The sequence below is a fragment of the Streptomyces sp. NPDC008139 genome (assembly GCF_042957025.1).
GTDB lineage: Bacteria > Actinomycetota > Actinomycetes > Streptomycetales > Streptomycetaceae > Actinacidiphila.
The window spans coordinates 1-26,147 of sequence record NZ_JBIBHM010000012.1 but is presented as its reverse complement, the minus strand read 5'-3'; the positions used below and the strand labels follow the sequence as shown (position 1 = coordinate 26,147).

Sequence of the window (26,147 nt, the reverse complement as noted above, 5' to 3'; positions counted from 1 at the left end):
CGGCTTGCGCAGCGCAGTTGATCAGCAGGTATGAGGTGTCACTGTCGGCGTCGGCCGGGGCGCGGAGCCGCAGATCAGCCAAGCTGCCGGGGTCCGGGCCCGCCGCGCGGACCTCGGCGATCGAGACCGTGGACTGCTACGATCGTGGCGAATTCGAACGTGGGGGGCCGCCGGAGGATTCACGTTCCCGGCGGATCGGTACCGTTCGAACCGTCCCTCCTTGCGCCCCGCGCCACGCCGCCGTGTTCCGCGCGACGGCTCCCGTAGGAGGAAATGTGACGCGCATGGGCGCTTCTCGACGGCTGACGGCCGTGACGGCGGCGCTCGCGCTCGCGGTCGTCGCGGGCCCACTGGCGGTGCCGTCGGCGGCGGAGTCCGGAGCGGACGGCGCGGACGGAGTGGGCGGCGCACCCTCGGCGCTGCCCACGTTGCCGGTTCCGGCGGATGTCATCAGCGCCGGTACGACCGGCTTCCTCTCGATCGGCCAGGACTCGGACCTGCTGTGGACCCGGTACGCAGGCGGCGCCACCACGCCGCTCGGCAGGGACATCGGCCGGTCCACCGCGACCTTGATGCACGGGTCGGTGTCCGACGTCGTGGCCCTGGAGCGCGGCACCGAGTACGACACGGACCACCGGGTGGAACTGCACGACATGGGGACCGGTGACATCTCGGTCGTTCCGTTGGGGAGGAACCGTTCCCTGAACGCGGTCGTCGGATCGACGGTGGTGGCGTGCCGGGTGCCGTATCCCACGGATGCCACGTGCACCGAGGCGCACTTGATGAGTGTCGCTGACGGAGTCACGACCGACCGGGTGGTCACGGGCCTGCCCAGCGGTGCCTTCGGACTGCGGGCGGCGGCCGCCACGACCGGTGCGCTCGCGCTGTCCTACAAGACCTCCGCGGCGGGCGGGACCACGGCCGACGGACTCGCGGTGGTCGACCTCGCGTCCGGTACCGCGACCACGTCGCACCTCGCCTCGGCCGGATTCACGACCGCCGTGTCCCCGGCGTACGTGTCCAGCGTGAGCACCGGGAACGCTCCGGTGCTGAGCGTGGAGAACCGGGCCACGGGCACGGTGACGCGGCTGTCCGCGCTGGGTCCCGGCTACCCCCTGACCGGCCTGGTAGGGAACTGGGCGGTGTTCGGTCCGAACACACCGCTCGGGGCGGGCTCCGCCGACTGGGACTTCTCCTTGCGGGCCGTCCCGGTGGGCGGCGGCGCCGTGCGCAAGGTCCTGGACCACGCCACCACCGTCGTTCCCGCGCCGGACGGCGCGGTGCTCGTGACGGGCGGCACCGTCGCCAAGGGCGAGGGCGTGTACCGGGTTTCCGTCGGCCCCGACGGCGCGCCGGTCGCCGACATGGTCGCCAGCAAGGGAGCTCCGACCAAGCTCGCTCTCCTCAGCTCCAGCGTCCCCGCGGTGGCGACCCTCGACCCGGCGCCGTGGAAGGCGCGGTGGCAACTGTCCCGCAGTAACGCCGAAGTGACCCTCACCCTGCGCCACACCGCGACGGGAGCCGTGGGCCGGTGGCATCTGGACCGGACCGACAACACCACCGATTGGGTGCGGATGGACTGGGCCGGACGGATCTTCATGGACTGGACGGGGGGGATCGACAGCGGCTCCGCCCCCAATGGCGCCTACACCTGGCAGATCACGGCGAAGCCGTACGACAACCTCGGGCCGACGCTGAACGTGAGCGGCGGCTTCACCGTCGCGCGCCCGCCCGCTCCGCACGACTACACCGACAACGGCTCCCCGGACATCCTGGCCCGCGACAGCTCCGGCGCCCTGTGGCGCGAGGACACCGTGTACTACCCCGGGAGCCACCAACTGACCGGCTCCGATCGGGTCAAAGTCGGTCCGGGCTGGAACGTCTACAGCCGGATCGTCGCGGTCGGCAACGTCGCGGGCTCCTCAGCCGGTGACCTGATCGCCCGGGACAGCGCGGGCGTCCTGTGGCTCTACACCGGTACGGGCAAGGGCACGTTCGCCGCGCGGACGAAGATCGGTCCGGGCTGGAACATCTACACGCAGATCACCGGAACCGGAGACTTCACCGGCGACGGCCGTGCGGACCTCGTGGCCCGCGACGGCTCCGGTGCGCTGTGGCTCTACCGGGGCACCGGGAACGCCAAGGCGCCCTACGCCACCCGCACGAAGATCGGTCCGGGCTGGAACATCTACAAAGAGATCGTCGCGGTCGGCAACATCGCCGGCTCCTCAGCCGGTGACCTGATCGCCCGGGACAACGCCGGCATGCTGTGGCTCTACACGGGCAAGGGCAACGGCACGTTCGCCCCGCGCACGAAGATCGGTCCCGGCTGGAACATCTACACGCAGATGTTCGGCATCGGCGACAGCAACGTCGACGGCAAGCCCGACCTCATCACCCGGGACAGCACCGGCACGACATGGCGCTACCTCGGCACCGGAAACGCCGCCGCCCCCTTCGCCAAACGAGAGCTCACCGGAGTCCTCTTCGCCCACCAGTACAACACCGCCCTCTGACCGCCAGCTCCCTGCCGCGTAGCAGCTCGTGCGCTATCCGCGTGATCCATGGGGGACGATGACTCGGCTGGACGCGCTCCGAGTCATGGCCGGACCGGCATTGGCGATCGAGTCGGCGGAGGCCGTCCCCGCACTGGACCGCTCCTCGGCACCGAACACGCCGACGAGGTGTACCAGGAACCCCTGATGGGCCCCGCCCCGACCCACGCCGTGGATGTCGTCGCGTTCTGGCCCGACCCCGCCGACCCCGCCGACCACGTCGCCCCCGCCGTCGCGGCCTTGCTGACCGCCGCTGTCATGGACGTGGCCGGCGGCGTCGCCAACGCCGAACTACGGGAGGACCAGCTGCCGATTGCGGCTGTCCTCCCGGGCATCCTCGCTGTGATGACCGAACCGTGGACCTGATCCGGCGGAAGCGGTCGCCTTGGGCGTTGAACAACGAGGTGTTCGAGCGGTACCTCACAGCGGGCCTTGACGTGGCCTATCTCCTGACAGGGCTGGAACCGCTCCACTGAAATGCGGCGCCCACATCGCCTTCCGCAGGCCGTCTGCGGAGTTTCAGCCCTTCGCCGCGATGCGCACCGCGGCGTCGGCCCAGGGCGTGGGCTCCACCACATTGCTGGCCGCCATCACGTCCTCCTCCCACCAACCGGTCCCGTCCAGCCATGCGGACAGCCACTGCGTGAGCGAGGGCGAGTCCAGGAACCAGGCGTCGGCCCAGTCGGCGGGGCCGGCGTTGGGTTCGAAGAGGAGGACGGGTGCATCGGGGTGAAGGCAGTCGGCGGCGGCGTACATGCCGCAGCCCCAGTCCAGGATCGGCAGGACACCGTGGGGCCAGTACTCGGCGGCGGTTGTGCGCAGTTGCCCATACTCGGCGACAGATGTCCGGCCGTTCCCGGTCAGCGGCAGCAGGTGGTACTCGGAGCCGAAGCCGCCGTTGGCGACGTGGCGGTACAGCCCGTTCAGTACGGGTGGAAGCGTGAAGCCGAGAACGGATTCAGCCTGCGCGATCTCTTGTTCGCCGACACGCGGCGGAAGGTCAGCCGACTGCTGCTCGGCGCGCGCACGTACGCGCTCAAAGAGCCGTGCCAGGTCGGTCACGCGGCCTCCAGGGCCAGTTGTCGGGCGGATCCGGATCAACCGCGGGGCTTCCGCTATCGGAGACGCTAGCCATGTCAGAACCCTCGGGTAGCGTCGGGGCGTTGGAACGAAGGCAGGGGAAGTGGGACGGCGTCATGGGTGCCAAGACAAGTCTTCTGATCTCTTCGGACGGGGAAGCGCCGTCCGCGCTACGGGGTGCCCACGTCGTTGACGGTTCGGCGACGGCCGACCTGCTCCAGCGGCTGTATCCGGGTTGGGTTGTGGAGCCCGACGATGGCACGACCCTGGTGGAGGCGATGTATCCGCCCGACGGCGTTTGCTACGCGGCCAGCTTCTCGGGTGTGGACGTCGTCTGTGATCGGCGTCTGATGAGCCTCCGCCCATCTGCCATGCCCGAGCATCTGCTGGAAGCGAGCGGCCGGGGTCGGGTCTTCTTCCACGCGATGCACAGCGTCTCGGATGCCCTCACCTTCGCTGTCTGGGAGAACGGCGAGCTGGTGCGTTCCCTCAGCCTCTCGCCGGACAGTGGGATCGTCGAGGACATCGGTGCCCCGTACGACTTCGAGGTGCCGTTTTGGGCGGGAGAGCACCCGGTCGAGCCGGTTCCGGAGTGGGGCGATGACCAGCCACCGTACCCACTGGCCTTCCACCCCCTCGAACTGGGTGAGGAGGCGTTGCGAGCGTTCGCAGGGTTCGTGTTGGAGGGCCGACCGTCGCCCGCCCTTGTGGACCCGGGCGCAGTCTTGCTGAACGGCTACCGCGTCACCAACCCGAACGGCCCCGACGCGGCCAAGCTCAGAGCGGAGATGCAACAGCGAGTGGCGGCCATGCACCGGCACCGGGTGCTGCGGTTTGAGGCGGACGGCACCATCACCGCGGTGTAACCGCCAGGAAGCCAGCCGCTTCAGCCGGTGAGCCGTCGGCAAGTTGATACCGCGGAACTCCAGCCGGCCCGACACCTACGCCTGGGACCGAACAGGTAGCGCCACGGCACGTAACTGGGATTGGTGCGTGCGGTCGGTTCCGGTCCAGCTTGGCTTGAGAGTTACTCGGCATCGGCGCCCGTGGCATCAGACCCGGACGGTTCCCCGGACTCCGTACCGACGCTCTCGCCTTTGGTGCCCGCTTTCAGCGAGGCGAGTTGCGGTCGTTGGAGCTGAGCCCGCTCGTCGTCCGGGATGTTCATCGACTCGGCCAGTACGGCGGCGAGCGCGGCGACGTGAGTGCTGTCGATGTCGGAATCGAAGAGCCACCTGAGGTTGTCTTCGGACGTGATGAGGTCGATCACCGAGCGCCCGTTTCCGTCTCGTGTGGCCGGTGCCCGGACGTATCGCACACGATCGATCGGGATGTCCTGACCGATCTCGCCTTGGCCGAGGAAGGCGTTTGCCTTGGCTGTGATGATGCGGCGATCCGTAACGGCGACCAAATTCCTGGCCGCCGCCTTGTCCATCGCCGGCGCCACCTTTTCCTTTGCTCCATCAAGGATCGCTCCGATCCGTGCGGGGGCATCGAGGCCGAGGGCGCGGAGGGTCTCACCGTCCTCAATGCGCCAGCGCAGAATGCGAAGATACCGTTCGAGATTCAGCGACGTGGGCGCGCAGACGACTTCGGGAATCTCGAGCGGAGGGGCCGGCGGGTGGAGGGCGTCGGCAAGCGGTTGGATCGCCTCCAGAAGGTGGGTACTGGTGAGGCGGGCCTTCTTCGCGTCCTTCCGCTTCCCTATCAGCGGCACTGTTGCTCGTCCGGGGAGCTCGGCGATGATGCGTAGCTCCCGCGTCAGCGAGTCGACGAGGTTCGTCGTGTGTGCCAGGGCGGAGTTGAGCTCCTCGCTGGTCTCGCGCTCAATGATCTCGACGAGCCGCGCCTCGTCGGCCTCTTCGCGGCCGGCGGCCCTGGCGCGGGCAGCGTGGAGCGTCTGGTAGCCGGTCCATGCCTTGAGTGACGACAGGAGGGCGTGGGCGTCGAAGACGATTGCCCTAGCGTTCGTCTCGAGGTATTCACGTCGGCTGGGCGTGTCCAGCCGACCGAGCTGCCGAACATGTTCGCCGACGTTCAGTCGGTATGTCTCGCGCTGCTTACGCAGAGCGTCCTCTTTGGCTGCGACCTTCTCCCACTCGGTCGTCGTGACCGATTCGAGCTCACGCGCGCGACTGACCGCGCGGTCGACGGTGTCGACGAGCGAGGTCAGTTCGGCCCACTGCTCGTTGCGCAAGGACGTGAGGACTTCGCTTGTCAGCGCGATGTTCGTCCTCACGAGGCCGGTGACTTCGCTCAGCATCGCCTGAAGCGCGACCATGGCCAGCGCGGGCCCGGTCGCGGCCGCGAACTCGGCTGCGCTCACCCCAGTCACAGGGATCAAGCGGGCTTGATGGACTATCCGGCCGTTGGCGATCACCGCTCCGAGATTCGCACCGTCCTTGGCCGCGAGTGCTCCACCGGCGCTCAAAAACGCCCTCGTCGTCTCGCCGAGCCTATAGATCCCTTCCACGCTGGCGAACGCGGAGCCGAGGTTGCCGCCCACTGTCGCCGCGTTGCCGATCGAGGCCAGGGCTGCTGTCGAGAGGCGTGTGCGGTCGTCGACCGATATGAGCCCCATGTCCAGCGGATCGAGCTTGAGTTCCGCAATGAGCTCTGCGGGGACTTCCCCGAAAGCGACAACAACCGCCGGCCGGACCTCTACCAGGACTGTCGATGTCGCGGCCGAGTCGCTGCCAGAGGGCGACGCCGGACTGTCCGCAGCACATGCGTCGGCGGTGTCACCCCGGCCGTTCTCCTCGGGCTCGGCGGCCTCCATCGAGTCCGAAGAATCCTGCATGCGATGTCCTCCCCCAGCGGCGTGGAACAGCCCGACGCCGTAAGCGTTCCCTGCCGGAGGGTACGGGAGGCCGCCCCGCAGCGAGCCTGGATTCACCTACGGGACTCACTTTTAGATTCCCTCGGGCCGAGTCACAGTTTTCGCGGCTGGCGGCTGGGCTATGGAGCGGTCAGTGGCTGAGGTTGGCGAAAGGCAGAGCGTGGTGGCGACTATGGCGCTGCGGCGCGACTACGCCGCTCGGGGCGAGTGCGCCCCCCAGTGCCTCGGCGGTTCGACCGCATATCACCATCTGTCTTTCCCTGATGACCATACGTAGATAGCATCGGCGCCCTGACGCGATCCTTGGGGGGAAGATGTCAGGGGGGTTAGACAGCTGGCTGCTCGCTGCCGTGTCGGAGTTCGGACGTGCCTGCAAGGTCAAACTGTCGGGCGGCGGCAGCCCGGAAGCCGCGATACGCGCACCGCTTGAGGCGCTGCTCCAGGCCGTTGGCGAGCATCACCAACAGCACGAGATCTCCTGGCACGACGAGTTCCGTGTCCCCGACCTTGGCGTCCGACCCGACTACGCCATCCGTGCAAGCGGTGAGTTAGCGGGCTACATCGAGCTCAAGAAGCCGGGGCTGTCGGTCGATCCCGACACCTTTGGCAAGAGCAACCGGGAGCAGTGGGAAAAGCTCCGGAACCTGCCTAACCTGCTGTACTCCAACGGCACTGAGTGGCGACTGTTCCGCGACGGGCGGCAGCTCGGCGAGACGGTCTGCTTCACAGGATCGCTCCGCTCGGCGGGTGAAAGTCTCGCGCCGGCGGACCCGGGCGCACTGGATGCGCTGCTGAAGCAGTTCCTTGTGTGGAAACCTCCGGCCATCAAACGCGTCGCCCGGCTCGTGCAGCACGTCGCTCCGCTCTGCCGGTTGCTCCGCGCCGCCGTCCTCGAGCAGTTGTCGGCCGAGGCCCGATCGTCCAAGCGGGACGATGATGTCCGTGCCCGGCCGTTCACGGGGCTCAAGAACGACTGGCGGCGGATGCTGTTCCCGTCCGCGGACGACGCGACCTTCGCCGACGGCTACGCCCAGGCCGTCACCTTCGCCCTGCTGCTCGCCCGTTCCGAGGGTGTGCTTGAAGAGGGAATCGGCCTCCACGACATCGGGCGCCGCCTCGATGCCGACCACGCTCTCATGGGCAAGGCCCTCCAACTCCTCACCGACAACGTCAACGAGCGGTTCACCGTCACGTTGGAACTGTTACGTCGAACCATTGCCCAGGTGGACTGGCCGGCCATCCGCACCGGCAACCGTGACGCCTACCTCCATCTCTACGAGCACTTCCTCACGACCTATGACCCGGTACTGCGCCAGCGGAGCGGCTCCTACTACACCCCGCACGAGGTCGTTCAGGAGATGGTGCGCCTTACCGAAGACGTGCTCCGTACGCGTCTCGGCCAGTCCGACGGGTTCCGAAGCGACGGCGTTCGGATCGTCGATCCCGCCATGGGCACGGGGACTTTTCTCCATACGATCATCGAACGGGTCGCCGCGCAGGCCGCTGAAGGCTCCGGACACGCGATGTCCGCCGACGCCATCTCCCGCCTTGCGCCGCGGCTGTACGGGTTCGAGATGCAGATGGGACCGTTCGCCGTCGCGGAGTTACGGGCCTCCGAGTTGCTCAAGCGCTACGAGGCCCCGCTGCCTGACGGAGGGCTCAACTTCTTCGTCACCGACACGCTCGACAACCCGTTTGTCGAGGACGAATATCTGGCCTCCACCTACGAGGCCCTGTCCGAGTCCCGACGGCGAGCCAACAACGTCAAGGCCAACGTTCCCGTGACCGTCGTCATCGCGAATCCGCCCTACGACGACAAGGCCGAAGACCGCGGCGGCTGGGTGGAGAAGCGCACCGACCGCGCCGAGGTGCCCTTGCTCGACGCCTTCCGCTATCCAGGCAACGGGCGTTACGAGCACGTGCTCAAGAACATGTACGTGTACTTCTGGCGCTGGGCCACCTGGAAGGTCTTCGACGCGGACGACGGCGAACGCCACGGCGTGGTCTGCTTCATCACGCCCTCAGGCTGGGCCACTGGTCCTGGAGGCCGGGGTATGCGGGAGTATCTGCGGCGCACCTGTGACGAGGGCTGGATCATCAACCTGTCCCCGGAGGGACACCGCTCCGACGTGGCCACACGCCCTTTCCCAGGCGTAGCGCAGCCACTAGCGATCTCCATATTCGTCCGCAAGGCGGCAGCCGAACGGGATGAGGGCCACCGGGCGAGGGTGCATTACCGGGCCCTCGCCGGCCGCCGGGCGGAAAAGTTCGCCCAGCTGCAAGCGGCGCAGATCGACGACGACGGCTGGCGTGACGCCCACTCCCGGAGCCCGCGGCCCTTCACACCTGTGACGCAGTCCGGTTGGGAGGACTTCCCAGCGCTGGACGACCTGTTCCCGTGGGGGAGCCCTGGAGCGAAGTCCAACCGCTCGTGGGTGAGCGATCCATCGGACGACGTACTTCGCCGACGGTGGACCACGTTGATCAGAAGCGGCGACCCGGCCCTCAAGGCCAAGCAATTCAAGGAGACGCGAGACAGCGATCTGAATACCAGAAGAGAGCCGTTACCGGGCCAGCCTGTCCACCTGCATTCGTTGGCGCAGGAGACCGACACCAGACCGAACCTCATACGTATCTCGCTCCGCAGCTTCGACCGTCAGTGGCTGATCGCCGACAACCGCGTACTCGACTACCCGCGCCCCGACCTGTGGGCGTCCCTCCAGGCTGGGCAGATTTTTCTCAACCAGCAGTCGTCCCATGAGATCGACTCCGGCCCCGCGATCGTGGCCACACACCTCGTCCCCGATACGCACCACTTCAACGGTCGCGGAGGACGGATTCTGCCGCTCCTGCACCCTGATGGTTCGCCGAACTTGCCACCGGGACTGCTCCCGTACCTGGCGCGCGCAACGAACCAGGACCGAGTCACGGCCGCTGACCTCGCCGCTTATGTCGTGGCTGTGACCGGCCACGGCGCCTTCACACAAAGGTTCGCCGAGGAACTGCTGACTCCAGGCGTACGCATACCGCTCACCCGAGAAGGAGCGTTGTGGACACGCGCCGTCGGACTCGGCAGGGAGATCCTGTGGGCCGCGACCTATGGCGAGCGGTGCGCCGACCCCGCGCTCGGACGGCTCGCCGGTGAAGTGCAGTTCCCTCTGGGGGACGAGCGGCAGGTCCGCTACTTGACGCAGATCGGTAGCCGCATTCCCGATCGACTGGAGTATGACGCAGCGACAAGGACGCTCCACCTCGGGGACGGGTCATTCGCTCCCATTCCCGACGCCGTGTGGGCGTACGACGTCGGCGGCATGAAGATCATCAGCAAGTGGTTCGGATACCGGAAGGCTGCGCCGACCAGCAAGCGGACGAGCCCGCTGGACGACATCCACGCGGAGCGCTGGCCGCACGAATGGACGACGGAACTCATTGAACTGCTCTCCGTACTCCGCCGGATCACCGACCTCGAACCGCGCCAGAGCGAGCTGTTGGGGGAGATTCTCGCCAGCCCCGTGATCACGGAGGCGGAGCTGACTGCAGCTGGAGTGTGGCCTGTTGCCGCGGCTGCCCGGAAGGCGCGGCACGCTGCGGTCGATGTCCTCTTCGAGGGGCACGAGGTGCCGTGACCCCAACCGCAAATCACGGGGTTTCGTCCATACCCGCCAGCGCCTCTGGCAGTGAGCAGGAGCCATCAGCCACACTCCGCACCGCCCGTGCGAAGTGCGGGGCCACCGCTTCGCGCAGGTCGGCCAGGCGGGCGATCTCGGCCAGCCTCTCTTGCGAGGACTCGTACAACGCCCGGAAGTGGACGGCAGCGCCCAGATCCGTGAGCGCCAGCGAACCGTCGGCCAGGTCGACCAGTTTCATCCAGCGGAGCGTCGGCAGGTCCTCCCGGGCCAGATCCGCATCCAGCCCGTCCAAGGCCAACGCCTCGACGAAGGCCGTCCGATCGCTCGGGTCCGGGACCGATCCTTCGGCCAGCCGTGCCAGGAGTCTCCACTGCGCTTCCGTGAGATCCAGGTGAGGCAGGGGTGCGGCAGAGTGCATGAAGCCATGCCTAGCACGCTGCACGGACAGCAGTGCGTCTCCACTCCGCCTGGCGAGCTGTTGGAAGTTGCGCAAGGTGGCGCGCGAGATGGGCCGGTCTCACTGCGGGGGCGCTGCGCACAGGGCCACGAGCGCTTCGTATACCTGGCATCGCGCAGAACCAGTTCGACTTCGGACAATCACGGACGCATGCGGCCATGCGCCGCTATGCTCCGTTCACTAAATCTCCACAACTGCCGTAGTGCCACTGTGAGGAGCTCCGCCGTATGAATGTCCGACCTCCGATGGGCCCGGCGGATCGGAAGCGGTTGGAGAACCTGCTGGGTTCCTGGCGGGACTCGCTCATCGATCTCAGCTTCCGCAACCGGTTGCTCAGCTACCAGCGTCGGTCGACGTCGGTCGGGATGGATATCGCCGCGCCTGGCCTGCTCTCAGTCCTCGAAGGGCTCAGCCGCGTCTGTGGCTTTGCCGAGGTGAAGGAGGCTGAGACGAATGACGAGAGAGCGCCCGGCCGAGGAGTGGCGCTGGCCAAGACTAATTCGGTGGCGCTCCCCGCGGACAGCCGACCCATTGACACTCCTGCCTCTCGCCAGGGAGTGGGCGGCCGTCGGCCGGCCGTGAGCCTGACCACCTCCAAGACTTCCCAGGTCGAGCAGGACCGTCATCTCAAACGCCTGGCGGTGGTGACGCGCGAAAAGTACAACGACTACGGCCTGTGGGTGCTGCATCTCGGCGTGGGCTTCCTCGAGTGGAAGCCCACGCCTTCTGCGGAGAAGGGTCTCAGCTCGCCCTTGGTCATGGTCCCTGTAGTGCTGGAGCGGCGTGGAAATACCTACGTCCTCAAGCTCAACACGGATGAGGAGCCGGTGCTCAATCCGGCTCTCGGCATCAAGATGGGCGAGCTCAGTGTCGACTGGCCGCGTCCTGACCAGGTGGAGCTCGCGAGCATCCCGGACCTGATCGACAGCGTGCGGCGAGCGGTGGCGAAACACCGAGGCTGGACAGTGACGACGCGCATCGTGTTGGACACCTTCAATTCCAGCAAAGAGGTCATGTACCGGGACCTGTTGGAAAACGCGCACCGGGTTATGGGCAGCAGCCTGGTCCGTGCTCTAGGCCTCGGCGCGGATTCCGGTCTTCCGGCCGCGACGTTCGACTTTGAGCCTGCTGACATCGAGCGTATTGACACGGTGCAGCCGCCCGAGAAGGCCCCGATGGTCCTGGACGCCGACTCGTCACAGCGGCAGTGTGTCGCCGCAGCGCTCGACGGGCGTAGTTTCGTGATGGACGGCCCGCCAGGAACGGGTAAGAGCCAGACGATCACCAACATGATCGCCGGATTACTCGAACAGGGCCGAACTGTGCTCTTCGTGAGCGAGAAGGCCGCAGCTCTCGACGTGGTTCGCAATCGCCTGAGTGATGTCGGCCTCGGAGATTACGTTCTGGCGTTGCACAGCAACACTGCCGGACGCAAGCAGGTGGCGCAGGAGCTCGGCAGGGCGCTCGCAGCTCCGCGCCGTACCCTGTCCGGCGGCAGTCAGGTGGAACTCGGGCGTGCAAGGAAGCTGCGCGAGGAGCTCTCCGAATACGCGTCGGCGATGAACGACATCAGGCCGGGGCTCGGGATGTCCCTGCATGATGCCTTGGGACGAATAGCGCTGCTGGACACAGCCGACCCACTGCCGGCGAACGACTCTTTCGACGCAAGCGCGCTGTCCGAGCAGCTTCTCAGCGACGCGGAGAACGCCGCGGTCCAAGTAGCCGCATCCTGGCGCCCGGCGCTGGAAGGCACCGGCTTCTCCTGGTACGGCCTGAAGGACAGCGGGAATCCTCTTCTGGCGCTGGACCTGGCCTCCGAAGCGCTGAGCCAACTCGACTCGGCCCTCAGCGTTCATGGCGACCTGCTGAGCGCGCTGGACTGGGAGGGTCCCGGGGCCGCTGCCCGACTGACAGAGGTGCTACGGATTGCGGGTAGGCGCCCGCCCGTGCCCCGAGAATGGCTTACGGCGGATCCGGAGTCGCTGGGCGACGATGTGCGGGCCTTTCTGGAGCGAATGAAAGCGGTGACGGAGGCCGAACGTCCCGCCGAGCGGACGCTTGGTTCCGTTTGGGATCGGTTGCCTCAAGGCGTGGATCCGGAGCCGAGTCCTGATGAGATAGCCCTTTCTTCGTTGGTTCCAGCACAAGTGGACTTGACTCAGCTCACCGCCGATGACGTCCGAGATCTCGCGACACGGCTGGAGAGGGATGCGGTCGGGTTGGAGCAGGCGGCCCGATCGATGGCTTCCGTAGCTCGTATGTACGGGTTGCCGGAGCCGGAGACCTGTGAGGAAGTCCTCCGTCTCGGCCGCCTTGCGGCGTTCGCCGCACTTCCGGACGACGCGAAGCCGCTCCCTTCCTGGCTCACGGCTGAGGGGCTTGCTGACGCCCGTAGGGCTGTTCAGGCCCTACGGGAGTCGGTGCGAGTGCTGGTGGCGGCCCGGCAACAAGCGGGTGCGATCTTCAACGAGCGGGTGCTGGCCGAACAATCGCTGGGTGAGGTCGCTGAGCGCTTTGCCACCGTGCACCGCTCCATTGCAGGGACCCTTTCGGCTGCTCGGCGAGCTGATCGCCAGCTTGTCAGATCCTGGGTTGTCGGAGAGGGCAAAGTCACCAAGGCCGTAGTCGGCGCGCTGCCGGCTGCCGTGGCGTGGCAGCAGGCCGCGCAGGCGCTCGGCGCTGCGACGCGCAGCCACGCTCCGGCACTGGGCCCGCTGTGGAAGGGTGAGGAAACCGACTTCGCCACCCTGGATGCCATAGCCGTCCGGGCCGAGGAGATCGTGACGCTCGCTCCCCGGGTGCTCAGTCGGGAGTCGCTGGCTCGTGAGCTGGCCGCCGGCGGTGCACCTCGACATGCGGCGCAACGGAGCGCCGAAGAGACGGTTGCGTGGCTGGCCAAGTGGCGGAACTCGCTGGTGCTCCCACCGACTCCGGGGCCTTCATACGAGCTGGAAGCCGGCAGCCTGCTCGCGGCCGCGGCCTGGAGCCGGGCGCATCTCGCACCGCTGCGGGCGGCGGAACCGCTCATCCGCATCGTTGAGGAGACCGCAGCGGCGGGCGGCGGTGGGGATCTCGCTCCGGGAGTGTGGACACTTTCCGCATCCCGCGCCGCAGTACAGAGGGTGCGGGACGCGCGATCTGCGTCCGCTGCTTTCGAGTCCACAGCGGATGCCGATCGGAAGCGGCTCGGTGATCTCTACGAGGGTCGTGCAACTGGCGGGACCGCGCTTACGGCGGCCGTCGCGTGGGTCGCTGATCTCCGTACTGCCTGTGGCATGGACAGAAGCGCAGTGTTGGGAGCAGCGGTCGCCGAGGTCCTCTACGAAGCCGACGCCGATCCCGAGCTGGAGGCCGCGGAACGAAGGTGGTCCCAAACGTCCGAGGGTCTGGTCGACCTGTTCCGTGCGGAGCGGGCAGTCCCTCTCCGTGCGGCGTTGCAGCTGAGCGGATACGCCGCGCGGCGGGCTCTCGAAGTCCTGGGCACTGATCGAGGCGGTCCGGACGAGTGGCGTGCCTACGACGAAGGGCGCAGCGTTCTCGACGAGCTGGGCTTGGGCGACCTGGTCGACCGTGCGGTACGCCGAAGGGTCGCGCCTGACGACTTTCCCCGCATAGTGGAACGAGCGGTGCTGCGGGCCTGGGCCGATGGGCAATTGGGCGCAGACAAGCGGCTGGCGATCACACGCGCCGTCGACCGCGATGGACTGGTGAAGCGGTTCCAGCAGCTGGACGCCAAGCTTACCGATCACGCCCGTAATCGGGTCATCCAGGCTTGCGACGCACGTCGCCCTCGGACAGTGATCGAGCCAGGGGCCGTACTGATCCGCCGAGAGGCAGAGAAGAAGAGTCGGCACAAACCGGTACGGGAGGTGCTCAACACGGCTCGCGACACCGTGCGGCTGATCAAGCCGTGTTTCATGATGAGTCCTCTGACAGTCAGCCGCTTCCTGCCACCGGACATCGACTTCGACGTCGTGATCTTCGACGAGGCGTCGCAGGTCCTCCCTCAGGACGCTGTGAATTGCGTCTACCGCGGACGTTCACTCATCGTCGCGGGCGACCAGAAGCAGCTGCCTCCGACATCCTTCTTCTCCTCGACCGGCGATGACGACGCGGACGCCGAAGACGAAGAGCTGCCGGAGCGGTTCGATTCCGTGCTCGACATGTGCAAAGCGAGCGGCCTGCTCCCCAGCCTGTCGCTGCGGTGGCACTACCGCAGCCGCCACGAAGCCCTGATCGCCTTCAGCAACCACGAGTTCTACAAGGAGTCGATGACCACCTTCCCCGGCGCCCACGCCGAAGGAGACGATGTCGGTGTCGCGTTCTTCCGCGCGCCGGAGGGCGTCTACCGGTCCGGCGGCGCGGCACGGGACAACCCCGGCGAGGCAGCCGAGGTCGCACGACGGGTGCTCCACCACTTCACCACCCGCAAAGGCAAGTCACTGGGCGTGGTGGCACTTTCACAGCCGCAGGCGGTGGCGATCCAGGATGCGGTGGACGCCGCCCGACGCACCAGGCCCGACCTCGATGACAGCTTCTCCGAGGGCCGACTGGACGGCTTCTTCGTGAAGAATCTGGAGAGCGTGCAGGGCGACGAACGCGATGTGATGATCATGTCCGTCGGGTACGGGGCGGACGCGAACGGCAAGTTCTCCATGAACTTCGGCCCGATGAACAAGCCCGACGGGTGGCGTCGCCTCAACGTCGCCGCGACTCGGGCCCGCTACCGGATGGAGGTCATTGCCTCCTTCGACCCGGGGCAGATGCGGGAGACCGCCAGCGAGAGCTTCCGATACTTTCAGCGCTACCTCCGGTACGCCCAGAGTGGCCTGGCAGCCCTGGCCCCATCGGTGGTGGACGGAGATGCCCAGCCGGAGAGTCCGTTCGAGGAGTCGGTGCTCGCCGTTCTGCAAAAGCTGGGATACGACGTACAGCCACAGGTCGGAGTCGCCGGCTACCGCATCGATCTCGGCATCCGCCACCCCAAGCTTCCAGGGCGTTTCGTGCTCGGCGTGGAGTGCGACGGCGCCATGTACCACTCATCGAAGGCGGCACGAGACCGCGACAGGCTTCGGGAGGGTGTGCTGCGCGGCCTCGGCTGGGAGCTCCACCGCATATGGGGGACTGACTGGTACCGCGACCGCGCCGGAGCCGAGTCTCGGCTACGCACAGCGGTCGAAAGCGCGATAGCGCGTGCTGTCGTGCCGGATACCCCGGTCATCCGGCCCATCGAACACACCACGACGATGGCCCCCCAAGGGTCGGTTCTGCCGGAAGTCTCCGCGCCGGCCGCACGCTCCAACGGTGAATCTGCGAGCGGCGCGGCGCGGCGTCGCTCCCCCGTCCGTCCGCCGATTGGCGCTACCCACAACTGTCCAGCCATCTCGGTGACGCGGGAGACCTTCCCCATCACCGCTCTCGCGGGTACATCGCGCCAGCGCCTCACGCACGAGCTGACTCAAATCCGCGTGGCTCTGGCAGAACTGCAGCTACCTGTACCGCGTGAAGCGGACGACGGCCGGCGCAAGCGTGAGAAGCGCCGAGAGCAGCTCGAAGAGCGGGCCGGGTACTTGCAGAGGGTGCTCCAGGCGGTGCCCACCGCGCAGCGGACCTCCGGCCGCACGGTGGTGGCCCCCGGCCGGTTGGTGGGGTTGATCTTCGACGGCACCGACGCCGTCGAGGAGTACGAGATCACCTCGCAGCGGCCGATCATTGACGGCATCCAGGTTCTGAGCCCGTTCACCGAGCTCGGTGCCGCCTTGCTGTGGCGCGAGGCGGGCACCCGCGTCGAGTACACCGACGGCCGAGGCGGCCGCAGCCATGTCCGTATTCGCCATGTACGGGACTGACTCACGCTGGAGCGAGCCGCTCTCTCCTCGTCCCGAATGCAGGCAGACTGGGCGAGCCCGGGTGGCGCCGTCGGGGACGAACGTGGACGACGAGTTGACCAACTGGCAGCGTTGGCAGCGAGTTGGCCGATACCGTAGGTGGCGAATCTTGGACGAAAGGGGCGGTCCGTGAAGGCGGATACGGTCGACTTGCGGCGGATCTTCGGCAAGGACGTGCGGTACACAGTGCCGCTGTTCCAGCGACCGTATGTCTGGAACAGGGACGAGAATTGGACAGCGCTGTGGGAAGACATCCGTCGAGTGATCGAGCGGACGGAGCGAGCGGGTGACAGCGGGGATACCGTGGCGCCGCACTTCCTGGGTGCGGTGGTGTTCGACACGACGCCGTACCTGTCATCGAATCTGGAGACACGGCAGGTCATCGACGGGCAGCAGCGGCTCACGACCCTGCAGCTCTTCTTGTACGCAGCCCGGTTGTCTGCGGCGGGGATGGACCACGAGCGCTCCGTCCGTCTGCTGAGCAAGTTCCTCGAGAACGACGAGGACCTGTTCGATATCGGTCTGCACCCGGACCACCGATACAAGGTCTGGCCCACTAATGCGGACCGGGATCAGTTCAGGGCTGTCATGAGCGGGCAGGGCGGCGCCGGCGTCCTGGCTCAGGCGGTGAGCTACTTCCGGGAGGAGATCGACACCTGGGTGGCAGAGGCAGCCGAGCCGGAAGATCGTCTCAGTGCCCTGGTCCAGACGATGCGGGAGCAGCTACGCCTGGTCATCATCGATCTGGAGGAGCACGACGACGCCCAGGTCGTGTTTGAGACGCTCAACAGCCGCGGCACACCACTGGAGCATGCGGATCTGGTGAAGAACCTACTCTTCCGCGACGCCGAGCACGCCGGGGCTGACGTCGACCGGCTCTACAAGACCTACTGGTCTCCGTTCGACCAGGCGGAGTGGCGGGTGGAACAGACCACAGGGCGCATCACCCGCAGCCGGCTCGATGTCTTCCTCACCTACTGGCTCACCATGAGGACCCGCCGCGAATTCACGTCCTCCGCCTTGTTCAAGGAGTTCGAGCACTGGCTGAGGTCAGATGCTCCAGCGACAGAAGACGTCTTCGCGGAACTGGCACAGTATGCCGAGATCTACGACCGGATCGACCAGCATCCACTCGACGGCGTCGAGGGAAGGTTCGTGTACAGGATGAAGGTCCTGCAGACCTCCACCCCCATGCCCCTTCTGCTGTTCCTCTACGGACTGGGTGACGCCGTACTGCCGCCTGAGCGGCGGGAGCGGGCCGTCAGGGCCATCGACAGCTATATCGTCCGCCGGGCCGTCCTCAACCTGAGTAACCGTGACTACAACCACGTGTTCCGCGATCTCGTCGCTGCTGCCTCGCAGGGGCCCGAGCGGGCCGACGAACTGATCATCGACGCTCTCCGTGCGATGCAGGGGCAGCACCGCGAATGGCCGACCGATGCCGCGTTTCAGGCCGCTCTGGAACAGGACCCCATCTACGCCCGCCTCTATCGGCATCGGGTCCGCATCCTCCTTGAGGGCCTTGAGGACGAACTCCGTACCGGGCACACCGAACAGCTCACCGTCCCTGTCGGCGAGCACTTCGGCGCGAAGCTCACCATCGAGCACGTCATGCCGCAGAGCTGGGAAGAGAACTGGCCTGTGCTGGCGGACGACGCCGGCGAAGGCGCCGACCGTCACGAACTCGTCCACACCCTGGGCAACCTCACCCTCGTCACGGCCCGCCTCAACCCGGCCCTCGGCAATATGGGGTGGCATGACAAGAAGCGCTGGCTAGGAGAACACAGCTTGCTCCGCCTCACCCATGGCACGCTGCTCAACCCTCCACCGACCGCGGCTGCCGAGGGGTGGGCGGTCACCTGGGACGAGCACCGTATCCGGGAGCGTGGCGCGTACCTTGCGTCGCTGGCCGTCAAAATTTGGCCGTCGGCCGGGCAACTACTTGAGGCCAATGCCAACGTAGGCGTTATTCCCACATAACGGGGGGCGCCCAGTGCTGTCGGGGTGTACGGCATACCCCGGCAAACGAATTTTGAGTCCGATCAGAACACGCCGAGGAGTCCCCTCACTCTCCCTCTTCGGACCCACGCAAAGCGCTTGGGGTTAGGGGATTTTGGAACCCACTTCTGTCGCACCTTCCAATCCCTCTATCGGTCCTGTCTGTAGGTGCGATGGATATAGGTCCTGTGTTTGGCTCCCCGATCGCGTACGCGAGTCTGCCGAGCTCGAATCGATTCTTCGCTGGACTCGGTGGCCATCACTACGCTTTGACCTGCCAGTGCGCGCCTTTTGATCAGCGCGTACAACTGTTCCCTCGTGGTACCTACGGTCCCTGCCAGTCCATTCTTGACGAGGTCGATGAACTGTGTGCCTGTGAGGTATCGTTCTACCTGGTCGTATCCGAGGATGCGCGCCGTACTATTTGACTTTGCACCCCGCGTGCAATCGTCTTTGAGTAGTAGTCGGATGTACGAGACGGGCAGGTACATGCCCGGACTGAGCCCTTGGGCTGGACGTTTCTCCGTGTTCCGTGGCCAATAGGCGAGCTTCAGAAAGCAGGGGTCTCCGCCAAGACGCCACTCGCTTGGTTGAGAGGGGGGGTTGCTCAACTGCGCTGTCTCTTCGAGCCGGTCGAGCTGACCTCGCAACCGCTCATCCACATAGATGGATCGAGTATCTGGATGAAGGCGCTTGTACTGGACGAACACGAAGCTCTTTGTGGGCTCGTGGTAATAGAGCATGTCGGTGCCGAGCCGAGACTCTACCGGCGTGGCGTTGACGTTGACCACCTCAAGCCGCCGACCCGATGCATCGTGCAGCACGTGGATGTCGCAACGAGTACCGCTGCCTTGCTGCCATTCGCTGAACATGCCGAACGCATCTCCAGCGACACGGACGTCGTAGTCGATGAGGCTGTGCTCGACGGGCTGAGGAATCAGTCCGGCGGTGTATGGATCGTCGCCTGATGGTGGGCGACGCCACGCGGATAGAGCGGAGAGGGGGAAGTCGGCCAGGCGGAGCAAGCTTCCTGTGGCGTCGCGTTGTTCTTGCCAGGATTGGTCGGCTGGATTGTCTTCGAATACAGGGGGATCGGCTTGGGCGAGTAGCCAGTCAAGGAGGTCACCCAGTTCTGGGAACCTAGCGCGGAGCGCACGCTCCACGGCCTGCCACACGGCGTTGCTGCAGACACCGACAGTGCCCGGCTGAGCAGCTAGATCGAATTCACTTCGTAAGTGCTCGGGAATGGAACTGAGTATGCCGTTCTGACCGTCGAACGGGATGACGGCCATGCATTCGCGGAGGGGATCGACAGTGATACTTTTATCAACCGCTCCGACGGTGCCATGACGAGCGGCGATCCCTAGCCAGGCGAGCCACCGAGAGCGCGTCCCGCCTGTTGTAGACGGCGCCTCACCGATCAAGAGGACAATGGGTGGTCCATCGAGCGACGCATCAATGTTCAAGCTCTTGGGGCGAGATTTGGTGAACCGCTGTTCGATCCTGAACTTCGCTCGGTTGGCGTCGAGTTCGCCCGAGTTCAAGTTTACTATGAAAGGCACCTTGCCACCCTATCTCGGTACCCATTGTGCGGGCCACTGATTCAACTCAGGTTTGCGTCCGCGTTGGCAGTGCCACGTAGAACGGTGACGTTGCGACCGCCTCGGCCTCTCGCATGCTGATGCCCAGGCGCGCGTTCCTACGGGAAGCTGATGGCCCCCGGCGAAGCGGTTGGGCAGCAGACGACCTTGTGCGCGTCGCCTGCGTGAGCGGCGTGCGCCGCTCGGCGTCGGCCACGGGGGTTCGTCGCCGTACACAGCGTTCAGAGCGTAGGCGACTCCGACAGCTCCCGCAGGACCGCCGCCACGTCGTCCCGCCATCCGCGAAGTTCCGCGGGCGTCGGAGGAAGGACCGAGCAGTGGTAGTGGCACGCCAGGCTGAGGCCGTGCCAGGTGGCGGCGTAGCGTCCCGCCAGGGCGGATCCGGCTTGCTGGGCCAGCCATGCGGTCTTGGTGCGGATGCTGCAGCGCAGAAGTACGGGGCGGTGTGCCTGCAGACAGGCGTTCAACCGGTCGTCCAGCGCACGCCGCAGGAGAAAAGCAGCTGCGCGCGTGTGGACCGTGCGGGCGCTTGCAATCGGCATGGCAACCGCGGATCCATCGGCGGAACCGGACGACCTGCTGCCGTCGGCAGCGCCGCCGGTGACCAGGAGCGCGTCGACCGTCGACAGCCGCTCTGCTGGGGTCACAGCTGCCTCAACCCCTTCGCGACCCGCGCGGTCCGGTCGATCCGGGCCGGCGGGTCGCTGACGTCGACGGCCGTGTGCGAGCCCCGGTTGCACCAGCCGATGACTTGGGACGCCTCCGCCCCGAGCTGCTGCGTGAGTTCGGCGTAAACCACGCCGTCAGCGCGCCGCTCGCCGAACAGTGCCAGCGACGCGAGCTGCACGAGCTTCCCACCCTTGCTGAGGGACTCCTCGATCTTTGCCGTCTTCCACGACGGCGTATCCCGGTTGAACACCCGCCGCATGACGACCTCGTGGAGCGCCGCCTCCAGCGCGATACGGCAAAGCCCGGGCAGGACCTCCGCCAGGACCTCCGGCGCACCAGCTCGTCTCCGTCGAGCAGGATGGCCCGGGCGTTGCGCTTGACGATCTCGGGCATGCGGAGAACTCCTCGCTGCGGATGGGGTCTTCGAGGCCGACCGGCGTCGGCCGCGGGAACAGCATGCTGCACACCGGTGACCGGAAGTGACGTACGGATGCCGCACAAACGCTGTACCGCTGCCGAACACGACTCGTTACGCTGGGTATTTCGCCGTGCGGGAGGGGGATGGAGCCGCCATGGCCACAGTGCAGAGCTGGACCGGACGGGAAGCCCGACTGCTTCGTGCGTCGATGAGGATGAGCATCCGGGACTTCGCCGCGCACCTGGGCGTCAGCGACCGCGTCATCTCCAAGTGGGAGGCGGGCGGGGAGGACTACACGCCGCGACCTGACTCGCAGGCGGTGCTCGATACGGCTCTGGCACGCTCCTCGGACGAGATCAGGGCACGCTTCACCGAGGCGTTGGGCGGGCCGGCGGTCGCCGCCCCCAAGACGGCGCACATACGGGTCGACTCGCACAAGTTCCTGCCCGTCTTCGTCGGGACGGAGCAGGCGCGACACCTTCGGGCCGGGATGAACGCAGGCTCGGAAGACAGTTGGCTGGAGTCGTCCTGGGCCCGTGTAGACCACGCGGACGACGGCGCTGTCTGCACCCTGCACGCCTTCGCCTGTGGCGTGGTTGTCTTCCACCTCGTCCAGCAACGGACGCCGCAATCGCTGACGGAGCTGGCCGTATGGAGGTACCGCTCCTACGCTTCCGACCTGCCGTGGGCCGGATCCGTGATGCGGGATCTGCTGCAGGTCGGTCCCGGCGAACAGCCGGACCCCGAGTACATCCTCTCGCTGTACTGGGTGACGTCGGACCCGTGGACCACTGGCCCGGAATTCGACACCGCTCTGCGGCTGCTGTCCACACCTTCCGTGCTGGTCGACCGCGGTACGCCCAGTGGGCCGACGGCGCTCCACTCCTCCGTCGAGGAGTCCCTGCTGGCCGGGGGATTCGACCACCCCGACGTCGTCTCCTTCGGCGTGCGCGGTGTGTCCACGGGCTACGCGGGCTGGTCCGGAGTCGCCTACGCCGCTCATTCGCACGAGCGCAGCCTCACGATCGACGAACTCGTCGACTGCGAACTCACCGTCCAGGCACTGTGGTGCTTCTCCGGTCAGATTCAGCAACTCGTGGAGGACGGCCAGGACCCTTCGACCCACGAAGACTTCGGCTGGCGGTTCCTCCGGGCGGCGTCTTCCCGTCTCACCGCCGCCCGAGCGCGGGAGACCGCGCAGCATGTCCTCATGAGAGAGGCCATCATGAAGACGAGCGGACTCGCGGAACGACTGCGTGCCGCGCAGGACGCTCTCCGGGACAGTGTGGGCTGACGACGGGAGAACAACGCCATGGAGGTTACGGATGCCGCGGTGGACATCGACGGCGCGGCCCTGATCGTTGTCGACGTGCAGAACGGCTTCACCAACCACAACAGCCGACACGTCGTTCCTGTGATCTCCAGCCTCGTTTCACGGTGGTCCACCGCAGGCCGTCCCGTCGTCTTCACCCGCTATCGCAACTATCCCGAGAGCCCCTTCGAGCGGTTCTTCGGGTGGAGCCGGTTGCAGAGCCCACCGGAGACGGACATCGTTACGGAGCTGGCAGACCAGGCTGCGTCCGCTTGTGCCGTGCTCGACAAGGCCGGCTACACCCTGTTCACCGACGAGGCGGTCGCCCTGCTTGGCGACGCGGGCTGGACCGATCTCGTCTTCTGCGGCATCGCGACCGAGAGCTGCGTTCTGAAGTCCGCGGTAGATGCCTTCGAGCGGGGCTACGCGCCTTGGGTCCTCACCGACGCCTCCGCCAGTGACGCGGGGCCCACTGTCCACGATGCCGGCCTCACTGTCGCCCGCCGCCTCATCGGACCACGCCAACTGATCACCACCGAGGACCTGTTGGCTCAACTCGCCCCGAGGCTCGAAGTCCCGGTGCTGGAATAGCCCCATGACAGCGATCACGGACCTGGTCATCGTCGGGGGAGGCCCGGCCGGCTGCGCGGCGGCGGTGATGGCCGCGAGTGTCGGCATGCGGTCCGTGCTGATCGAGCCGGACGCCCTCTGCGCCAAGCTCCGGCACATCGCCGCCATCAACAACGTCGTGGGCGGCCACACCAGCGGGACAGAACTCGCAGCCGCCGTCGCGGAGGACATCGCCCGTACCGAACTCTGCGAGGTGGACCTCGGCGCGCGGGTGACCGAGGTCCGTGCCTACGACGACCACGTGGCGGTCACGATGGATACCGGCCGCTCCGTAAGCGGCTCTTACGCGGTCGTGGCCACCGGCGTGGGACCGGTCCCCGTCTCGGCGGCCTCGTGGCTGATGGTGGGAAGCCATTTGGACCTGCCCACCCTCTGGGGCGCCAAGGTCTCCGACACAGTGGCCGGTCCTCTCCTCGTACTCGGCGCCGACCGCCCCCTCGGCACGTTCCTCCGCGCTCACCCGACTCTCGACGCGACGGTCCTGGTCGCGTATCCACCAGAGGACGACTACAAGGTCGACGAAGTACGCGAGGACGCCCGCGTCACCCTGCTCCCGGTCACCCGCCTGTCGGTGCAGGCGGGCGGTGCTTCGGCGTTCACCGCTGAGTGGCTCGGGCGAGACGGCCATCGCGGTGCGGGGACTGCCGACGCTGCCTACCTCAACCTGGGGAGCGCCCCCCGACCGCCGCAAGGTGCCCTGGTGCCCGACAGCACCGGCTACTGCCCGCCGGACCGCCAGCACCCGCGCATCCTCACCGCCGGTGACCTGCGCTCCTCCCGCTTCCAGCGCATCATGGCCGCTACCGGCTCCGGGAGCGAGGCCGCCCTGGGGGCGTACTACGGCCTGCGGGGTGTGGGGTCTGCGTAACGTGCGGCACGCGAACGAGAAGCGCTCGAACCCCCTCATGTCACGAGCCGTTAGGGTCGTCCCGTGACCTCAGAGAGGCGCGCTGTGGTCGTTGGAGCCGGTGTGGTCGGACTGACCACGGCGGTGCTGCTCGCCGAGAGCGGCTGGCGAATTCATGTGGTCTGCGATCGGCTTCCCGGGGCCACATCACTTGCTGCGGGGGCGATGTGGGGACCGTACCTGGTAGAACCGAAGGACCAGGTCGATCACTGGAGTCAACGGTCGCGGGAAATCTTCGGGACATTGAGCGAGGACTCGGCCACAGGGGTGCGGCTCACCAGCGGCATCGAAGCCTCCCGCACAGCCGAAACCGCGCCGGACTGGGCTACAACGCTGCCTGGCTTCCGTCCGTGCAAGCCGGCCGAACTCCCGCGTGGATTCACCGCCGGCTACCGGTTCACGGTGCCCCTCATCGACATGCCGGTCTACCTTGCCTACCTCCAGCAGCGCCTGCGCAGGGCCGGAGGAACCGTTGAGCAGCGAACCCTCGGCTCCCTCGCCGAAGCCGGTCGGTCCTCGGCGATCATCAACTGCACTGGCCTCGGCTCCCGCGCTCTCGTACCGGACCCAGACCTGCGTCCGATCCGCGGACAGCACGTCGTCGTCTCGAACCCCGGCTTGACCGAGTTTTTCTCCGAGGACACCGGCAACTCGCCGGACCTCCTGTGCATCTATCCGCACGGCGACACCGTCGTACTCGGTGGCACGGCGATCGACAGTGAGGGCCACTTGGGACCGGACGAGGAGGCAGCGTCGGCGATCTTGCGCAGGTGCGCCGAGATTGAGCCGCGGTTGGCGGAGGCGCGGGTCCTCGGCGGCCGCGTCGGAGCCAGGCCCACCCTGAGCAAGGTGCGAGTCGAGGCTGATCGGCTGGCGGATGGGACGTTGGTGGTACACAACTACGGCCACGGCGGGGCGGGCGTCACGCTGTCCTGGGGGTGCGCCGAGAACGTTCTGACCCTGCTCGGTGAGCGGTGACGAGGGACAACGAGCCGCTCAGGGGCGCGGTGGACAACGCTGCGCCCGTTCGCCGTTACGGCCCAAGGAGCGCACCCCCGTGCTCCACCGTCGAGCAGGGAGTTGCCTATGAACGAGTCGTTGGACGAGCGACCGAAGCCGTTCCTGTACGTCGTGGTGTGCGCGGCGGGTGTCGCGGGGGACGTGGGCACGCTGATCACCATGGCGCAGGGCCGCGGCTGGGGCGTTGGGGTGGTTGCCACCCCGCAGGGGCTTGGTTTCATTGATGCCGCGGCCGTCGAGGCGCAGACGGGTTACCCGATCAGGTCTGCGTGGCGGTTGCCCGGCGACCCGCGGCCGCTTCCGCCTGCGGACGCCATCGCCGTGGTGCCGGCGACTTTCAACACGATCAACAAATGGGCGGCCGGGGTCTCCGACACGCTGGCGTTGGGCATTCTCTGCGAGGCGTACGGACTTGGCATTCCGACGGCTGTGCTGCCGTACGTGAACTCGGCCATGGCCGCGCATCCCGCTTACCAGGAGAGCCTGGACCGGCTGCGCGGGATGGGCGTCATGGTCAGTTCCTACGAGCCGCACCCGCCGAAGGCGGGCGAGGGCGCTGATCGGTTCCGCTGGGAGGAGGCGCTGGAACTGCTCGGCCCAGCTGTGGACGCGCGGCGGTAAGCACCCTTTCCGGCCGAGCGAGCGTTCTCTCGTTCCGGAGTGTGAGGGCCAGTGGTCGCTCGCCGAGCAGAGGGAGATCGCGCAGGTCCGAGTCGATGCCTCACTGCATGTGCTGCACGGCAAGCCATATCCGTACTAGGTGTCCGACGCCACGACTGCGGACGTCGTCGACTGCCTGCGCCGCATCACCGACGCCCCGGGCCAGGTCGGGAAGATCGGCGCCCGGCTGAGAGGCGCTCACCAGCGGTCGGCTGAGCGTGCGCAGCCACTCCTTCTCCTGCACTCCGCTGCCGTACGTCGATACGCCTGGCGATCTGCTTCCGGCCCTGACCGGCCCGGTGGCTTCGGGCTGTGCAGAAAGCCCCAAGCCACCAGCGTCCGGTCACGGTCAGGGCGTCAAGCGATGCAGGTCGCGCGGGAACAAGGTGGGGTCTGCCGCACGATCGGGTGACATCTGAACTGGCTTGCCCTGTATGGCAGGTGGGAAGGATGTCGCTGTGCCCAAGCCCTATCCGGAAGAGTT

Annotated in this window: 17 protein-coding genes and 1 pseudogene; 12 read left to right on the top strand and 6 right to left on the bottom strand. The window is 66.9% G+C overall.

Annotated elements, in window-relative coordinates; genetic code table 11:
* The first annotated feature begins 284 nt into the window (after positions 1–284).
* Both ACFZBB_RS24915 and ACFZBB_RS24910 read left to right on the top strand, forming a co-directional pair.
* Positions 285–2,516, top strand: coding sequence for an FG-GAP-like repeat-containing protein (locus tag ACFZBB_RS24915; protein ID WP_391126357.1), 2,232 nt, complete (start codon positions 285–287; stop codon positions 2,514–2,516).
* A gap of 48 nt (positions 2,517–2,564) precedes the next feature.
* Positions 2,565–2,921 (top strand): DUF6368 family protein, encoded by a 357-nt coding sequence (locus ACFZBB_RS24910; protein WP_391126354.1) that lies wholly within the window; start codon positions 2,565–2,567, stop codon positions 2,919–2,921.
* Between the two features lie 153 nt (positions 2,922–3,074).
* On the opposite strand, the gene ACFZBB_RS24905 is transcribed toward ACFZBB_RS24910, so the two are convergent.
* Positions 3,075–3,617 carry an SMI1/KNR4 family protein gene (locus ACFZBB_RS24905; protein ID WP_391126351.1) on the bottom strand — a complete coding sequence of 181 codons (543 nt, stop codon included), beginning with the start codon at positions 3,615–3,617 and terminating at the stop codon, positions 3,075–3,077.
* Between the two features lie 134 nt (positions 3,618–3,751).
* On the opposite strand from ACFZBB_RS24905, the gene ACFZBB_RS24900 reads away from it, so the two are divergent.
* Positions 3,752–4,501, top strand: a complete 750-nt coding sequence (locus ACFZBB_RS24900; RefSeq protein ID WP_391126348.1) for a DUF6928 family protein — start codon at positions 3,752–3,754, stop codon at positions 4,499–4,501.
* A gap of 161 nt (positions 4,502–4,662) precedes the next feature.
* On the opposite strand, the gene ACFZBB_RS24895 is transcribed toward ACFZBB_RS24900, so the two are convergent.
* Positions 4,663–6,435 carry a hypothetical protein gene (locus ACFZBB_RS24895; protein ID WP_391126345.1) on the bottom strand — a complete coding sequence of 591 codons (1,773 nt, stop codon included), beginning with the start codon at positions 6,433–6,435 and terminating at the stop codon, positions 4,663–4,665.
* 389 nt (positions 6,436–6,824) lie between these two features.
* Here ACFZBB_RS24895 and ACFZBB_RS24890 point away from each other — a divergent pair, with 389 nt between their 5' ends.
* Positions 6,825–10,100, top strand: coding sequence for a type ISP restriction/modification enzyme (locus ACFZBB_RS24890; RefSeq protein WP_391126342.1), 3,276 nt, complete (start codon positions 6,825–6,827; stop codon positions 10,098–10,100).
* Between the two features lie 13 nt (positions 10,101–10,113).
* On the opposite strand, the gene ACFZBB_RS24885 is transcribed toward ACFZBB_RS24890, so the two are convergent.
* The gene (locus ACFZBB_RS24885; protein WP_391126340.1) at positions 10,114–10,521 is read right to left on the bottom strand and encodes a hypothetical protein; all 408 of its coding nucleotides are present in this window, start codon (positions 10,519–10,521) and stop codon (positions 10,114–10,116) included.
* A 308-nt stretch (positions 10,522–10,829) separates the two neighbouring features.
* Here ACFZBB_RS24885 and ACFZBB_RS24880 point away from each other — a divergent pair, with 308 nt between their 5' ends.
* Both ACFZBB_RS24880 and ACFZBB_RS24875 read left to right on the top strand, forming a co-directional pair.
* On the top strand, positions 10,830–16,409 hold the full coding sequence (locus ACFZBB_RS24880) for a DUF4011 domain-containing protein (protein WP_391126337.1): 5,580 nt from the start codon (positions 10,830–10,832) through the stop codon (positions 16,407–16,409).
* Between the two features lie 168 nt (positions 16,410–16,577).
* Positions 16,578–18,428 carry a DUF262 domain-containing protein gene (locus tag ACFZBB_RS24875; RefSeq protein WP_391126334.1) on the top strand — a complete coding sequence of 617 codons (1,851 nt, stop codon included), beginning with the start codon at positions 16,578–16,580 and terminating at the stop codon, positions 18,426–18,428.
* Between the two features lie 167 nt (positions 18,429–18,595).
* Here the strand turns inward: ACFZBB_RS24875 and ACFZBB_RS24870 are convergent, their stop codons facing one another.
* The 3 genes from ACFZBB_RS24870 to ACFZBB_RS24860 form a co-directional block, all read right to left on the bottom strand.
* Positions 18,596–19,990, bottom strand: coding sequence for a hypothetical protein (locus ACFZBB_RS24870; RefSeq protein ID WP_391126331.1), 1,395 nt, complete (start codon positions 19,988–19,990; stop codon positions 18,596–18,598).
* 278 nt (positions 19,991–20,268) lie between these two features.
* Positions 20,269–20,694 (bottom strand): hypothetical protein, encoded by a 426-nt coding sequence (locus ACFZBB_RS24865; RefSeq protein ID WP_391126329.1) that lies wholly within the window; start codon positions 20,692–20,694, stop codon positions 20,269–20,271.
* Positions 20,691–20,975 carry a hypothetical protein gene (locus tag ACFZBB_RS24860; protein ID WP_391126326.1) on the bottom strand — a complete coding sequence of 95 codons (285 nt, stop codon included), beginning with the start codon at positions 20,973–20,975 and terminating at the stop codon, positions 20,691–20,693. The genes ACFZBB_RS24865 and ACFZBB_RS24860 overlap by 4 nt, the downstream gene beginning before the upstream one ends.
* Before the next feature lie 367 nt (positions 20,976–21,342).
* Here ACFZBB_RS24860 and ACFZBB_RS24855 point away from each other — a divergent pair, with 367 nt between their 5' ends.
* The 6 genes and pseudogenes from ACFZBB_RS24855 to ACFZBB_RS24830 form a co-directional block, all read left to right on the top strand.
* Positions 21,343–22,428, top strand: a complete 1,086-nt coding sequence (locus ACFZBB_RS24855) for a multiprotein-bridging factor 1 family protein (RefSeq protein ID WP_391126323.1) — start codon at positions 21,343–21,345, stop codon at positions 22,426–22,428.
* Positions 22,429–22,467: 39 nt separating this feature from the next.
* Positions 22,468–23,037 (top strand): isochorismatase family protein, encoded by a 570-nt coding sequence (locus ACFZBB_RS24850; RefSeq protein WP_391126319.1) that lies wholly within the window; start codon positions 22,468–22,470, stop codon positions 23,035–23,037.
* Positions 23,038–23,041: 4 nt separating this feature from the next.
* A complete protein-coding gene (locus tag ACFZBB_RS24845) occupies positions 23,042–23,944 on the top strand; it encodes an FAD-dependent oxidoreductase (RefSeq protein WP_391126316.1) in 903 nt (300 codons plus the stop codon).
* 63 nt (positions 23,945–24,007) lie between these two features.
* A complete protein-coding gene (locus ACFZBB_RS24840; RefSeq protein WP_391126313.1) occupies positions 24,008–24,961 on the top strand; it encodes an FAD-dependent oxidoreductase in 954 nt (317 codons plus the stop codon).
* 108 nt (positions 24,962–25,069) lie between these two features.
* Positions 25,070–25,624, top strand: a complete 555-nt coding sequence (locus ACFZBB_RS24835; protein ID WP_391126310.1) for a flavoprotein — start codon at positions 25,070–25,072, stop codon at positions 25,622–25,624.
* A gap of 109 nt (positions 25,625–25,733) precedes the next feature.
* A pseudogene (locus ACFZBB_RS24830) lies at positions 25,734–25,941 on the top strand (ARMT1-like domain-containing protein); the annotation flags it as partial.
* Positions 25,942–26,147 lie beyond the last annotated feature (206 nt).

Bases quoted from the DNA above. Each gene is read 5' to 3' on its own strand.
- ACFZBB_RS24835 (WP_391126310.1), top strand. From the start codon at position 25,070: ATGAACGAGTCGTTGGACGAGCGACCGAAGCCGTTCCTGTACGTCGTG.
- ACFZBB_RS24855 (WP_391126323.1), top strand. From the start codon at position 21,343: ATGAGGATGAGCATCCGGGACTTCGCCGCGCACCTGGGCGTCAGCGAC.
- ACFZBB_RS24895 (WP_391126345.1), bottom strand. From the start codon at position 6,435: ATGCAGGATTCTTCGGACTCGATGGAGGCCGCCGAGCCCGAGGAGAAC.
- ACFZBB_RS24860 (WP_391126326.1), bottom strand. From the start codon at position 20,975: ATGCGGCGGGTGTTCAACCGGGATACGCCGTCGTGGAAGACGGCAAAG.
- ACFZBB_RS24910 (WP_391126354.1), top strand. From the start codon at position 2,565: ATGGGGGACGATGACTCGGCTGGACGCGCTCCGAGTCATGGCCGGACC.
- ACFZBB_RS24885 (WP_391126340.1), bottom strand. From the start codon at position 10,521: ATGCACTCTGCCGCACCCCTGCCTCACCTGGATCTCACGGAAGCGCAG.
- ACFZBB_RS24845 (WP_391126316.1), top strand. From the start codon at position 23,042: ATGACAGCGATCACGGACCTGGTCATCGTCGGGGGAGGCCCGGCCGGC.
- ACFZBB_RS24900 (WP_391126348.1), top strand. From the start codon at position 3,752: ATGGGTGCCAAGACAAGTCTTCTGATCTCTTCGGACGGGGAAGCGCCG.
- ACFZBB_RS24915 (WP_391126357.1), top strand. From the start codon at position 285: ATGGGCGCTTCTCGACGGCTGACGGCCGTGACGGCGGCGCTCGCGCTC.